Source organism: Variovorax sp. Soil_C_17 (genome assembly GCF_057657265.1).
The window spans coordinates 1-13,034 of record NZ_JBDGIT010000016.1 but is presented as its reverse complement, the minus strand read 5'-3'; the positions used below and the strand labels follow the sequence as shown (position 1 = coordinate 13,034).

Here is a 13,034-nt window from a genome sequence, read left to right as displayed (position 1 = left end):
TGGCGTCTCAAGCCGCGGCCAGCGCATCGAGCGCCAGCTTGGCCACGGAACGGCCCGTGTCCGCACAGGCCTGCGTGCCGCCATCGCCGTAGGGCTTGACCGCATCGCCCACATGCCAGAAGTTTGGCAGTGGCGTGGTCTGCGGCAGGTCGTAGCCGCCACAGGAACGCTGGGCTGGCCAGCCGTCGCGCATGACGCGCACCGACAGCATCTTCGCGTTCGCGAAGCCGGGGAAAAGGTCGCGCAGGTCCTGCAGCGAGGCCTCGACCTCGGCGTCGTTGTCGAAGTCGCCCAGCGCGGGGTGCGGCACGGCATAGGCGACGTACTGGTGCCAGCCTGCGGGCGCCAGCTCGGGGCAGGTCGCGGTCAGCTCGCCGATGTTGCACAGGCGGCGCGTGCGCCCGAAGGTGACCAGGCCCGGCGCATCGTAGAGGCGCTCGCGCGTCGCGAAGTTGATGACGATGTTGGCGGCCGGCTTCGGCCCGGTGGTCGCCAACGCGATGTACTCACCGCCGAAGGCCTCTGCGCCCGGCAGCAGAGCCGTGGCATGCGGCCCGATGTTGCTGATCACCGCGCGCGCATTGACGCGCAGCGTCACGCCGTCCTTGGCCAGGTCGACGCCCGTCGCTCGGCCGTTCTCGATGTTCAGTGCCGCCACCGGTGCGTCGAGCCAGACCTCGCCGCCACGGCGGCGGATCGCATCGGTCAGGTCGTTCCACAGCCCGACCGTGCCCCGCGGGCAGAAGCCGAAGCGCTTGAACGCGCCCTTGACCGCAAAGTAGGTCAGGAAGGCCCGCGCAGGCAGTTCGTCCGAGTTGGCCGCGAAGATGGCCGCGCACAGATTGCGGAAGATCGCATGCACCGTCTCGTTCTTGGTGTACTGCGACAACCACTCCTTGGTGGTGAGCTTGGCCTCGGGCAGGTCGCCGCCGCGTGCGTCCGCGAACTTGGCGCCGATCTTCGCCGCCTGCTTGGTGAAGCCGCCCAGCAGCATGCCCCAGCCGCCCTTGGCGACGTTGATGATCTTGCCGTCGATCAGGAAGACGGTCGCGGGGTTGGGCTCGCGCAGGTCGAGTTCGACGTCGAGCAAGGCGAAGGTCTCCTCGAAGATGGACCCCTTCTCGATCGCGATGGCGCCGATGTTGACGGTGAAGCCGTCGATCTGCTCGCTCGAGGCGCGGCCGCCGACGCGGCCCAGGCTCTCGGCCACCAGCACCTTCTTGCCTGCGGCCACGAGGCGCGCGGCCACGCTGAGGCCTCCGGCGCCCGCACCGATCACGATGGCGTCGTAGCTGACGGGGTGAAGCACGGTTTCGCTCATGATGACTTTTCTCCTGTGGATGAATTCGTTGGGTTGGGCGTGGCGGCGCGGTGCGATGCGCGCGAGTGAGCGGTGCCGGCCTGCGGCACGGCGGTCATCGGCGTGCGGCCTCGGCCGAGCACAGGGACATGCCCAACGCCACACGCCGCTCGAGCCAGGGACTGGGCCGGTAGCGTGGATCGCCAGTCACCGCCTGCATGCGTCGCAAGATCGCGAGCACCTGCGCACCGCCGATGCGGTCTCCCCAGGACAGCGGACCTTGCGGATAGCCAAGCCCCAGCTTGACCGCGTCTTCGATGTCCTCCACCGACGCGATGCCACGCTGTGCGATCTGTGCCGCGATGTTGACGACGGTCGCCAGCACGCGTTGCACGATGAAGCCGGGACTGTCGTTGATCACCGTGACGCCCACCCCGTCGTGGGCGCACAGCGCATGCGCGGCGTCGCGCATGGCCGGCGCGGTGGCCACGGTGAGCATGAGGGTGCGATGGTGTTCCAGGCCGGGCAGCGGGTCGATCGCGACGCATCGCGCAGCATCGAGCCCGAGCGCCACGGCCTCGCCGGTGGCATCGCCACCCCAGGGCTGGACGATCAGAAGTGCCTCGGGCGTCGGGCGTTCGACCCATCGAGCGCCGGCGGCCTCCACCAGCGCCTTCAATGCGTCGCGCTGCGCGGCCTCCGGCGTCACCCAGACCTCAAGGCCGGCCGGCAGCGCCGGCACCGGAGGCGTCGGCTGAACCTGTCGCGCATCACCCTCGTAGGCATACCAGCCCTGCCCTGTCTTGCGACCGAACAACCCGGCCGCCACCCGCGGCGGTACGAGCGACGAAGGGCGAAAGCGCGGCTCCTGCTGGAACTGCTCGTAGATCGAACTCATCACCTTGCTCGACACGTCCAGCCCCGTGAGGTCGAGCAGCTCGAAAGGCCCCATGCGGAAGCCTGCCGCCTCGCGCAGCACAAGGTCGATCTGGTCCACGCTGGCCGACTGCTCCTCGAGCAGGCGAAGCCCCTCCGTGTACAGGCCGCGGCCCGCGTGGTTCACGAGGAATCCCGGTTGGTCCGCCGCAACCACCGCGCGATGGCCCGCACCCGCGACCAGGTCGCGCAAGGTGGTCACCACCGCCGGCGCGGTACGCACCGCGGCGATCACCTCGGCCACCTTCATGAGCGGCACCGGATTGAAAAAATGCAGTCCCGCCACCCGCTGCGGATGTGCGCACACGGCCGCGATCTCGGCCACGACGAGCGACGAGGTGTTGCTCGCCAGGATCGCCTGGGGCGAAACGACTGCTTCGAGGCTACGAAACAGCGCGCGCTTGGCCTCCAGGTCTTCCACGATGGCTTCGATCAGAACGTCGCAATCCGCCATGTCCTGCATCGTCGCGGCGGCATGGATCTGACCGCGGATGCGCTCGAATTCATCTGCATTGATGCGGCCCTTCTCGACACCGCGACCGATCATGCCGACGACGAATTCCACCGCCTTGCCTGCGGCGCCTTCGAAGCTGTCGAAGCAATGCACCCGGTGCCCGGCCTGGGCGAAGAGCTGAACAATGCCGCGACCCATGGTCCCGGCGCCGATGACGGCGAACTTGAGTTTGTCTGTCATGGTCATTTGCCGGTGAATTCCGGGCGTCGCTTGTCGAGGAAGGCACGCATGCCCTCCGTCTTGTCGGGGGTGTCGAAGAGCAGCAGGAACTCGCGGTTCTCCAGCGCGAGGGCCGCGTCAAGCGGCAGGTCGGGGCCCTGGCGCAGCATGCGACGCGTAGCGGCGACCGCCTTGGGCGGCATGCGCGCGGCCTTGCGGGCCAACGCGGTTGCGCGCTCCAGTGCCTGGCCCTCTTCGGCCAGTTCAGCCACCAGGCCGAGCTGGAAGGCGCGATCGGCCGTCAGTTGCTCGCCGGTCAGCAAAAGCATCGCGGCCACAGGCCGGCCCACGGCACGCAGCAGGCGCTGGGTGCCGCCGGCGCCGGGCATGATGCCAACCGCCAGCTCCGGCTGGCCGAAGCGCGCGGTCGGGTCCGCCACGATGAAGTCGCACATCATGGCCAACTCGCAGCCCGCACCGAGTGCGAAACCGGCGACCGCTGCGACGGTCGGCTTGCCGCACTGCGCCACCGGCGCCCAGTACTGGCCCAGGTCGATGCCGGCCACCTGCTGCGCGCCCTTGTCGACCAGCAGGTTCAGGTCGGCGCCGGCGGCGAACACGGTGCCGCCGGTGATGACGATGGCGCGGATCGCGTCTTCGTGGTCCAACGCCATGACCGCCTCGGCAATCGCGCGGCGCATGGCAATGTCGAGCGCATTGCGCTTCTCCGGCCGGTTCAGCACGACGATGCCGACGGCGCCGTCGCGCTCGACCCGCACGCCCTCCGGTGCCCGCCCGATGGCGGCGCCCGTCATGCCTTCACTCCCGGCATCGCGATGAAATCGGCGGCCCGCTTGTTCCTGAAGGCGTCGTAGCCCTCGCGGAATTCGTCGCCGGTCAGGCTTACCGCCTGGTCGTCTTCCTCTCGCTGCAACTCGAAGTCCAGCGACGAGGACACGCGCGTGAGCCGGTCCTTCATCCGCGCGAAGGCGCCCATCGGAAGCCGCGCCAGGTCGCTCGCCAGCGCCACCGCGCATGACATCACCTGGTCGTCGGCTACCAAGGCGTCGGCCAGGCCGATGCGCAGTGCTTCCTCGCCGCGCACAGGCTCTCCCGCCGTGAGGACGCGCCTGGCTTCACGCACGCCGACCCGGTGCGGCAGCGTGAGCATCTGCCCCCAGTCGGGCACAAGCCCGAGCTGGAGAAAGGGGAACAGGATGCGGGTGCCCGCTCCCACCACGATGTGATCACCAAGCAGTGCGAGGCCGACCGCCGCCCCGGCGCCGATACCTTCGACGGCGCTGACCACCGGAATGCGCAAGGCCGCGACCATGCGACACAACACCGCGACATGCTGCATGCGTGCCCGCGCGCCGGCCTCGTCCAGTCCCAGCATGCTCGGCACGTCGCCGCCGGCCGAGAACACGCCCGCTGTTCCACCGAACACCAGCGCCCGCACGCCGGCATCGTCGCGGATGCCGGCGATCGCGGCGGTGAGCGCCTGCCGCACGTCGTGGTCGATCGCATTTCGCTTGTCGGGTCGGTTGATCAGGAGGCGCGCCACGTGGGGGGCCGGCCGGTCCAGCAACACCACCGGGTTCGGATTCGGAGGGACAGTCATATGCCTTGGCGTTTCATTCAAATGAAGGGATCAGTGCGCCCGTTCAGGCGACCTGGCGACCGCGGCCGGCCCAGTGCGACTCGCGCAGCTTGTTCTTCTGGATCTTTCCTGCGCCGGACAACGGAAGTTCCGTGCGCACTTCAACGCTGCGTGGGCACTTGTATCCGGCGATGAGCGATGCGCTGCGGGTTCTGCTGCAATTCGCGGTGGATGAATTGGGTGAGGCCGACAGTCATGATCTGCTCGCGGACAAGGTCAGGCGCCTTCCAGGCCGACGAGGGAAACAGAGCAGACGTTCTGCGAAGGCTGGCCGCCGAGGTTGTGCGTCAAGCCCACGGAGGGATTGCTCAGCTGACGCGGACCCGCCCTGCCCCGCAGCTGCAGGTACATCTCATAGAGCATGCGGATGCCGCTGGCGCCGATCGGATGACCGAAGCACTTGAGTCCGCCGTCGATCTGGCACGGGATCTTTCCGTCGGCATCGAACATGCCGTCGAGCACGTCCTTCACGCCGCCGCCCACATCCGACAGGCCCAGGTCTTCCATCGTCACCAGCTCGGTGATCGAGAAGCAGTCGTGCACCTCGGTCATGCTGATCTGCTCGCGCGGCCGGGTGATGCCGGCCTCGGCATAGGCGCGCTGAGCCGCGATTCGCGCGGTGTGCACGTAGCTGCCGTCCCATTCGTTGGATTGCAGCTCCCAGCCGTTGGAGGTCACGATCTGCAGCGCCTTGAAGGTCACGAGGTCGCGCTTGCCCAGGCTGCGTGCTATGTCGGGCCGCGTGACGATCACCGCCGCTGCGCCATCGGACACGCCGGCGCAGTCGAACAGGCCCAGCGGCTCGGCGATGATCGGTGCCTTCAGCACCGTCTCTTCACTCACAGCCTTCTGGAAGTGCGCCTTCGGGTTCTTCGCGCCGTTGGCGTGGCTCTTGATCGAGACATGCGCAATTGCCCGCTTGAGCAGCGCCGCATCGACGCCATGCTTGCTGCGGTAGGCTGAAGCCAGCTGCGCGAAGTTGGCCGGCGCCACCGCATTGGGATACCACTGCGGAATGTAGGTGCCGACCGTGGCCACCGGCAGGCCGCCGTAGCCGGTGTCCTTGAGCTTCTCCACGCCCAGAGCGATCGCGATGTCGCAGGCGCCGGCGGCCACCGCGTACACCGCGGCGCGGATCGCCTCGGAACCACCGGCGCAGAAGTTCTCCACGCGCGTCACGCCGACGTTGGGCAGGCGCAGCGCAATGCCCATCGGTGTGCCGCCGCGGCCGGTGCCGACGTCGTCCATGTGGGTCGAGAACCATGCGGCGTCGAGCTGCTCGGGCGCGATGCCGGCGTCGGCCATGGCCTCGTTGTAGGCCTCGACCATGAGGTCCTCGGGGCTCGCGTCCCAGCGCTCGCCGAATTTGCTGCACCCCATCCCGAGGATGGCGACCTTGTCCTTGATACCTGCGGCCATGATTTACTCCGATCCTTTTTCCGTTGCGGCGGCGCGCACCGGGGTGGCTTTCCAGAAATAGCGGGTGTAGCCGCGGCGGTCGTCGATGTCCTTGATGCGGAACGTCATCTCGACCGCGCTGCCGGCGTCGATCTCGCCGTCGCCGGTGTCGGTGAACTCCATGAGCACGCGGCCGCCGCCCTCGAAGTCGACCTGGCCGTAACGGTGCGGCGGCGAACGGTGGAACGACAGAAACTCCGCCGACCAGCTCAGCACGGTGCCGCGGCGTTCGGCGAGCTTGTGCGGCTTCTGCGTGTCCTGCAGCGGCTTGCCCTGGTCGTACGAGATGCGTGATGGCGGGAAGTGCACGCTGCCGGTCACCTCGCAGCGCCCTGCGACCAAGCCCATGATCGCGCTGCGATGGCGGTAGGCAGTGGACAGCGCGGTCTTGCGGTCCTGCTCGCCGCGCATGCCGCGCTCGAGGTCAAGTTGTTCCTTGAAGGACAGGAAGCGGGTGTAAGCCGTTTCTTCGACACCCCGACGGACCCATTCGCTCACGCCCTGGGCCGGACGGAAGTTGCGGACCTCGTCGGTGACGCGGAACACCATCGCCTGCGCCCCGCTGCCGAACTGGGCCAGCAGGATGTGCTGGCCGGGTACCGCACGCTCCAGCACATGGGCCAGCAGCAGCATGCCGTGCGGCAGGCCGGTGTCGCCCACGCGCGAGGCCAGCGAATCGACCACTGCCTCCGCTCGCACGCCGCAGGTCTTGGCCAGTTGCTGGTCCATCTTCTGGAAGGTGGTCGGGAAAATGAAGTGGTCGATCTGCGCAGCTTCGACCTTGGCCTCCTCCAGTGCAGCTTTCACGGCCCTCGGCACGAGCTTGGAGATGCCCTCGTCGCGCACCCAGCGTTCTTCCCAGGCGTAGTCAATGTCCTCCCCCGCAGCACGGAAGTGATCGACGAAATCGACCGTGACCGTGCCGGCGCCAAGGTATTCGGCCAGCACCTTGTCGCAGCCCAGTTGGAGCGCGGCGGCGCCGTCGCCGAAGTCCAGTTCCTGCGAACTGGCCGCACGTGTCTTGCGGTTGTCGGATGCCAGCACCAGCACGTCGCCGCCACCGTTGCGCACCTGCGCCACAGCCTGCGCGAGCGCCGACAGGCCCGCGCGCTGCGAGCCCGTGACATCGGCCGCCTGCACGTCGTCGCGCAGCGTGAGTGCTTCGCACACCACGCCGGCATTCAGCCGTTCGGCAAAGGGCAGAGTGCCAGATGCCAGCAGCACGCTGGAGATGCGCGAGCGATCGTCCGCCGAGCCAAGGCAGTCGCGCGCTGCGGCCACCGCCATCGTGATGCTGTCTTCGTCCCAGTTGGCAAAGGCTCGGGTGCCCTTGGCAGCGTTGACGAACTGGGGGGCGTACCAGGCATTGGCCTCGGCCGCCGCGCGGCGCAGCAGCCGCAGGCGAGGCACATAGCCGCCGTATCCGACGATTCCGAACATGGTCAGGACTTTCTCGTGATGGAAGGGGTTGGAAAAAGGCTTCGGACGAAGGCGCCGATGGCGCGCCGGGCGTCGTGCGCCTCGGGCAGGTCGTCGGGGAATTGCTGGAAGACGTGGATCATTCGGTCCCACACCTCCAGACGCACATCGACGCCGGCCGCCTTCGCCTTCGCGGCGAAGTCGACCGAGTCACTGAGCACCGTCTCGCAGTCGCCGACCTGGATCAGCAGTGGTGGCAGGCCGAGCAGTTCAGCGAACAGCGGCGATACCCACGGATGCCGGGGATCGCCCTCGGCGCCGAGGGCGTTGCGTGCCATCGAGAGGATCATCGGACGCTGATGGATCGGGTCGCTCTGCGCGCGCGAGACATAGCTCTCGCCCGAGGCCGTCATGTCGGTCCAGGCGGACATCAGCACCGCGCCCGCAGGCAGCGCACAACCCGCGTCGCGCAGCTTGATCAAGGCGGCCAGCACGAGGCTGCCGCCCGCCGAATCGCCTGCGAAGACGATGTCGGCAGGCCGTGTGCCTTGCGTGATCAGCCAGTCGTAGGCGGCGCAGGCATCGTCGAGCGCCGCCGGATGGCGGTGCTCGGGGGCGAGGCGGTAGTCCAGGCCCAGCACGCGACAACCTGCCGCTTCGGAAATGCCCGCCATCAACTCGCGGTGCGAATGCACCGACCCCACCTGGAAGCCGCCGCCATGAAAGTAGAGCACCACGCGCTGCGGGTCCGCCTCTGGTGCGGCGATCCACTCGGCGTTCAGGCCGTCGATGGTCACAGGCTGCACCGCAGCCTCCACGGGCTGGCCGCCGAAGAGCGCGTCCCAATCGACGCGCATCTGCGCCACCGTGGTGTTGCGGTTCCAGCTTCGGTAGACCGACAGCACGCGGCGGATGACGCCGTCGAGCTGTTCGTCGGAAGCGGCAATCTTGCGCTCGCTCATTGGCCGCACCCCATGCCGCCGGAGACCCCCAAGGTCTCGCCGGTGATGAATGCCGCAGCGTCGGAGGCCAGGAAAGCGACCGCAGCGGCCACTTCTTCGGGCGTGCCCAGCCGGCCGGCCAGCGTGGCGCCCTTCATGGCGTCCAGCAGCTTGTCGCCGCCAGCGGCCACGGCTTCGCGCAGCAACGGTGTGTCGATCGGCCCCGGCGCGATTACGTTGGCCGTGATGCCCTTGCGGCCGTTTTCGCGCGCAATGGAGCGCGTGAAGGCGATCACGCCGCCTTTGGCTGCGGCATACACCGCCGCGCCGCGCGAACCCATGCGGCCGGCCTCGGAGGCGATATTGATGATGCGGCCGAAGCCCGCCGCCTGCATCGCGGGCAATGCCGCGTGCGTGGTAGCGAACACCGATTCGAGATTGACCGCCAGCAGCCGGCGCCAGTCGGCGATCTGGGTCTGCGTGAAATAGGCATGTTGGTCGATGCCTGCGTTGTTCACCAGGATCTGGTGCGGTCCGGTCTCCAGCACCGCGCGCTGCGCGCGCTCGAGGTCGGCCACGTCGAGCTCCACCGCGGCGGCGCCGATCTCAACAGCCAGCGCCCGCGCGCTCGCGATGTCGAGGTCTGCGATGGTCACGCGCGCGCCATCGGCGGCCAGCCGGCGAGCGATGGCGGCACCGATGCCCTTGGCACCGCCGGTCAGGAACACGCTGCGCATCGCGCTCAATGCCCGGTAAAGCGCGGCGCGCGCTTCTCGATTACTGCCGCCAAGCCCTCCAGCGCATCCTTCATGCCGGCCAGTTGGGCCTGGGTGCGGTTCTCTTCGGGCATGGCAGCCTCGGCGCCGAGGCCGATTCCGTTCCACAGCAGCCGCTTCGTGGCCGCGAGCGCCGCGGGCGCACCGGCCGCAAGCTGACGCGCCAGCGACAGCGCTTCGTCGGCCAGCGCGGCATCGGGCACCACGCGCGAGATCAACCCCATGCGCAGCGCCTCGGCGGCATCGATCACCGGGTTGAACAGCACGATGTCCATGGCCTTGCGAAAACCCACCAACTGCGTGAGCGTCACCGAGACGCCGGCATCGGGCACCATCGCCACGCGCGTCGCGCCGGCCAGGAAGCGGCTCGACTCGCCCGCCACGACCACGTCGGACGAACACACCAGTCCCATGCCGCCGCCGCCGGCCGCAAAGCCCTGCACCGCACAGACGACGGGCGCGTTGAGCCGCATCAGCAGCGACACCACCAGCTGCAAATATGAGGTCGCCATGCGAATGAAGTCGGGCAGCGCCTCGCCCTTCGACAGGAAGGTGTGGACATCACCACCAGCACAGAAGTTCTTACCCTCGCCTGTGAGCAGCACGGCGCGCACGCGGCCGTCGCCGTGCACCTGCATCAGCACCTCATGCAACGCCTTGAGCACCTCCATGTTGAGTCCGTTCGAGGCTTCAGGCCGGTTCAGCCGCACGTGAGCCACGCCGTCGGCATGCAGTTCCAGGCGAACCAATCCTTCGGCGACCAGCACCTCGATCGAGGCACTCTCACTTCGCTTGTCTCCAGTCATGTTTTTCTCCTGCCTCGCGGCGTGGGCTGTAGGGTCTCGGGCTCAGGGGATCTAGATCAGGAAGGCCATCGAATACAGGGCCCGCTCGTTGTTGGTCAGCACCACTTTCTTGCCGGCCATGCGCAACACCCCGTCCTCGCGGCGAAGCCTGTATTCATTGCGTGAACCCCAGATCGTGTCGCCGCGCGCATGCGCTTCGAACACGATCGCGTTGGCGGTGACCACCAGATCTGTTCCGTTGTTTTCGAGAACCTCCACGTTGGAGACCACCCGGCGCAATGGTGAGCGCGGCGACTGGCTGTAGCGCTTGCCGGTATGGAACTGGCGCACCCGCAGCGCGATGCGCGAGCGGTTGTCATAGATGATGGACATCTCCTGCTCCGGGTCGCCGGACTCGCCGTTGGCGGGTATCCAGTAAACGCCGTCGTCAGTCCACAAGGCCTCCCAGGCGTCGTATTCGTGGTTGTCCTGAAGGCGCGCTTCGCGGTAGATGAACTGCGACACCTCGTGGTGAAGCAGCAGGTCTTCGACGTTCATGCTCACGCCGCCTCCATGAGCGAGCGGTAATGCCGCCAGATGCCGCGCGTTGGCGTCTCGTCGGTGGCGTCCCCGATCAGGTAGCCGTTCTCGTCCGTGCGTTCGCGGTGCTTGCCGCGACCCAGATACAACCATTCGGGACTCTTCGCCTGGACACCGAGCTGGGTGCGCTCGTACATCTCCGCGTCGTCCGCCAACAGGAAACCGGCTGGGCCGACAGACCCCATCGTCTGCTGACGCAGACGACGATTCAGATCGGGCGCGCCCTTGAACTGCAACGCCGTGACATGCTGCACTGATTCGTTGAACGCCAGTGGCTGGATCACGAAGATCTGAATCTCTGCGATGAAGAGATTCGGATAGATCATGATGTGCGGCGTGCCGTCGATCATGATCTTGCGAGCCTGCTCCACGCCGTAGGCCGCCTCCATGCGCTGTGTGTACTCGGGCAGGCGGTCTGCAGTGGTATTGAACCAGCTCATCGGTATATCTCTTTTTCGGAACTCCGGCCGCAGGTCGTTCTCGGAATGTCCCTGGCCAAAGTAGCGCGACACCGCCGTCGAGTCGCTGCTGTAGAGCGAGCCGATGCCGCTTTTGGCGACTTCGAAGATCGAGGCATGCACGAACGACGGGTGATAGCCGTCGGTCTCGTTCTCGACCAGGAATTTCCAGTTCGACTTGACCTTGTGCTTCAGGAAGCCGGCCGTGACTTCCACCTCGCCCTCGGGCGAGGTCAGGCACAGCGCATCGATGGCCGCCATGGCCGCACCGAGATGCTCCTCCAACGAAGGCCCTTCTTCCGCCATCGAGCCGAAGACGAAGCCCTTGTAGGAAGCGACGCGCGCCACCTTACCGAGCCCGAGCTCCGAGCGATCGAGGCCCTCGTAGCCCGATGGAAACGGATAGCCGCGCAGCGCACCATCGTTGGTGAACGTCCAGCCGTGGTACGGGCATGTGAACGAGCGCGCCGACCCTTTCTCGGTCATGCACACCCGGTTGCCGCGGTGCGGACAGCGATTGTGCAAAAGATGGATCCGGCCTTCCCGGTTTCGCGTCATGAGGATCGGCTCGGGGCCGATCGACTTCATCACGTAGTCGTTGGGCTGGGGCACTTCGCTCTCATGGCCGACGTAGACCCAGGTGCGAAACCAGATCTTGCGCAGCTCTTCTTCGAAGATCGCCGGGTCGGTGTAGAGCGAGCCGTGCACCTCGTTCTCTCGGACCAGATCGCCCCACACACGAGGCTCGGGATTGGCGCGGGCGATGGGAATCACCGGGGCACAGGTACTCATGTTGTCACCTTCACGAAGAGTGTTTCTGCAAGGCGCAAAAGCATTGCGATGCGCTGCTGTTGGATCGATAATAGTCCGACGGGACGGTCTATGTCAAGACGACGGAACGATCCATTTGGCCGTCGCCGACCCGCTCTTGCGGACCCGATCAACCTCTACGAGATGCAAAAAACCCATGCTCCAAGTGACATTCATCGAGCACGATGGCACCACGCACCTGGTGTCCGCCCCTCTCGAACGCACACTGATGCAGATTGCCCTGGACAACGCTGTGCCCGGCATCCTGGGCGACTGCGGGGGGGCTTGCAGTTGCGCCACCTGCCATGCCTATGTCGACGCGCGCTGGACCGAAAAACTGCCTGCGGTATCGGAGACGGAGGCCTTCATGCTCGAGGGCGTGCCTGAGCCACGCGCGAACAGTCGGCTGTGCTGCCAGATCAAGATGCAAGCCGCGCTGGATGGCATCGTCGTTCAGTTGCCGGAAGTGCAGGTCTGAGGTGACGCGCCCCCAGCGCCACCGGATGCTTGATCCCGCGATCTCATCGATTGCGGAATGCGCATTGCCATAGGTCTGCGATGAGGCACAGACCGAGTTGCCTGTATAGCGCCTCTCGCACCTGCGGTGCTTGCATCTCCGTGGCGAACGTGCGCCGCGCATGCGTGCCCAAAATCGTCGGCCTCGAACCTTCTGCCGGTCGAACGGGCATCAGCATTCCAGGAGATTCGGGACCTGTCCATAGCCGATCCGGCGGGTACGCATGACCTCTGAAGCGACACGGCTCTGTTCACGAGCGGGAGATCAACCCACGACGTCGGTCAGCACCTGGCCGCGCGGGCTCTCGAAGATCGTGGGTCTTGCCGGCAATGGCCAGCGTGCCGGCCTGCGCCGCGCAGGTATTCGCCGGGCGTCACCTCGTCGACCGACAGCGGCACACGGTTATCAGCTGCTCCGTACCGCGTCGCCGTGCGAGCTCGCGCTCCAGCGCTGCCTCGCCATTGAACTCCACCAGGCGCTAGATGTGATGTTTCAATAGGTTGTTCACCCGGATGGGTCTGGGAAACTGGAGTTACCACGCTTCAGGATCGCAGAGGAATTCCACCGGATGAACAGCCATAAGAATGCCAGATTGACATTGGAAGGTCGCAAGTTGCTTGTCGAACGCATCGCAGGAATGGGGCTGATGCTTGCCGCCGAGGCGGCAGGCATCAGCCCGCGCACTGCGCGCAAGTGGCTCA

Annotated in this window: 13 protein-coding genes; 2 read left to right on the top strand and 11 right to left on the bottom strand. The window is 66.8% G+C overall.

All coding sequences use genetic code 11. From position 1 onward, the window contains the following. Window positions 1-7: 7 nt before the first annotated feature. From AC3A6Y_RS32615 to AC3A6Y_RS32565, 11 genes are all read right to left on the bottom strand, one after another. A complete protein-coding gene (locus tag AC3A6Y_RS32615; RefSeq protein WP_487872364.1) occupies window positions 8-1,321 on the bottom strand; it encodes a phytoene desaturase family protein in 1,314 nt (437 codons plus the stop codon). A gap of 94 nt (window positions 1,322-1,415) precedes the next feature. Then, window positions 1,416-2,930, bottom strand: coding sequence for a 3-hydroxyacyl-CoA dehydrogenase (locus AC3A6Y_RS32610; RefSeq protein WP_487872363.1), 1,515 nt, complete (start codon window positions 2,928-2,930; stop codon window positions 1,416-1,418). Between the two features lie 2 nt (window positions 2,931-2,932). Next, the gene (locus AC3A6Y_RS32605) at window positions 2,933-3,724 is read right to left on the bottom strand and encodes an enoyl-CoA hydratase-related protein (RefSeq protein WP_487872362.1); all 792 of its coding nucleotides are present in this window, start codon (window positions 3,722-3,724) and stop codon (window positions 2,933-2,935) included. Further along, complete coding sequence (locus AC3A6Y_RS32600; protein ID WP_487872361.1) at window positions 3,721-4,530, bottom strand: enoyl-CoA hydratase/isomerase family protein; 810 nt, start codon at window positions 4,528-4,530, stop codon at window positions 3,721-3,723. The genes AC3A6Y_RS32605 and AC3A6Y_RS32600 overlap by 4 nt, the downstream gene beginning before the upstream one ends. A 255-nt stretch (window positions 4,531-4,785) precedes the next feature. Further along, window positions 4,786-5,988: an acetyl-CoA acetyltransferase gene (locus tag AC3A6Y_RS32595; RefSeq protein WP_487872360.1), complete on the bottom strand. Its 1,203-nt coding sequence runs from the start codon at window positions 5,986-5,988 to the stop codon at window positions 4,786-4,788. Window positions 5,989-5,991: 3 nt separating this feature from the next. After that, complete coding sequence (locus AC3A6Y_RS32590; protein WP_487872359.1) at window positions 5,992-7,467, bottom strand: hydroxymethylglutaryl-CoA synthase family protein; 1,476 nt, start codon at window positions 7,465-7,467, stop codon at window positions 5,992-5,994. Between the two features lie 2 nt (window positions 7,468-7,469). Beyond that, window positions 7,470-8,408: an alpha/beta hydrolase gene (locus AC3A6Y_RS32585; RefSeq protein ID WP_487872358.1), complete on the bottom strand. Its 939-nt coding sequence runs from the start codon at window positions 8,406-8,408 to the stop codon at window positions 7,470-7,472. Beyond that, the gene (locus AC3A6Y_RS32580) at window positions 8,405-9,124 is read right to left on the bottom strand and encodes an SDR family oxidoreductase (RefSeq protein ID WP_487872357.1); all 720 of its coding nucleotides are present in this window, start codon (window positions 9,122-9,124) and stop codon (window positions 8,405-8,407) included. The genes AC3A6Y_RS32585 and AC3A6Y_RS32580 overlap by 4 nt, the downstream gene beginning before the upstream one ends. Window positions 9,125-9,129: 5 nt before the next feature. Beyond that, window positions 9,130-9,969: an enoyl-CoA hydratase/isomerase family protein gene (locus tag AC3A6Y_RS32575; RefSeq protein WP_487872356.1), complete on the bottom strand. Its 840-nt coding sequence runs from the start codon at window positions 9,967-9,969 to the stop codon at window positions 9,130-9,132. A gap of 51 nt (window positions 9,970-10,020) precedes the next feature. Beyond that, complete coding sequence (locus tag AC3A6Y_RS32570; RefSeq protein ID WP_487872355.1) at window positions 10,021-10,506, bottom strand: aromatic-ring-hydroxylating dioxygenase subunit beta; 486 nt, start codon at window positions 10,504-10,506, stop codon at window positions 10,021-10,023. A gap of 2 nt (window positions 10,507-10,508) precedes the next feature. Further along, a complete protein-coding gene (locus AC3A6Y_RS32565) occupies window positions 10,509-11,798 on the bottom strand; it encodes an aromatic ring-hydroxylating oxygenase subunit alpha (protein WP_487872354.1) in 1,290 nt (429 codons plus the stop codon). Between the two features lie 175 nt (window positions 11,799-11,973). Between AC3A6Y_RS32565 and AC3A6Y_RS32560 the strand changes: the two genes are divergently transcribed. Both AC3A6Y_RS32560 and AC3A6Y_RS32555 read left to right on the top strand, forming a co-directional pair. Further along, window positions 11,974-12,294: a 2Fe-2S iron-sulfur cluster-binding protein gene (locus AC3A6Y_RS32560; RefSeq protein ID WP_487872353.1), complete on the top strand. Its 321-nt coding sequence runs from the start codon at window positions 11,974-11,976 to the stop codon at window positions 12,292-12,294. 607 nt (window positions 12,295-12,901) lie between these two features. Continuing rightward, a partial coding sequence (locus AC3A6Y_RS32555; RefSeq protein ID WP_487872414.1) for a leucine zipper domain-containing protein occupies window positions 12,902-13,034 on the top strand: 133 nt, incomplete at its 3' end.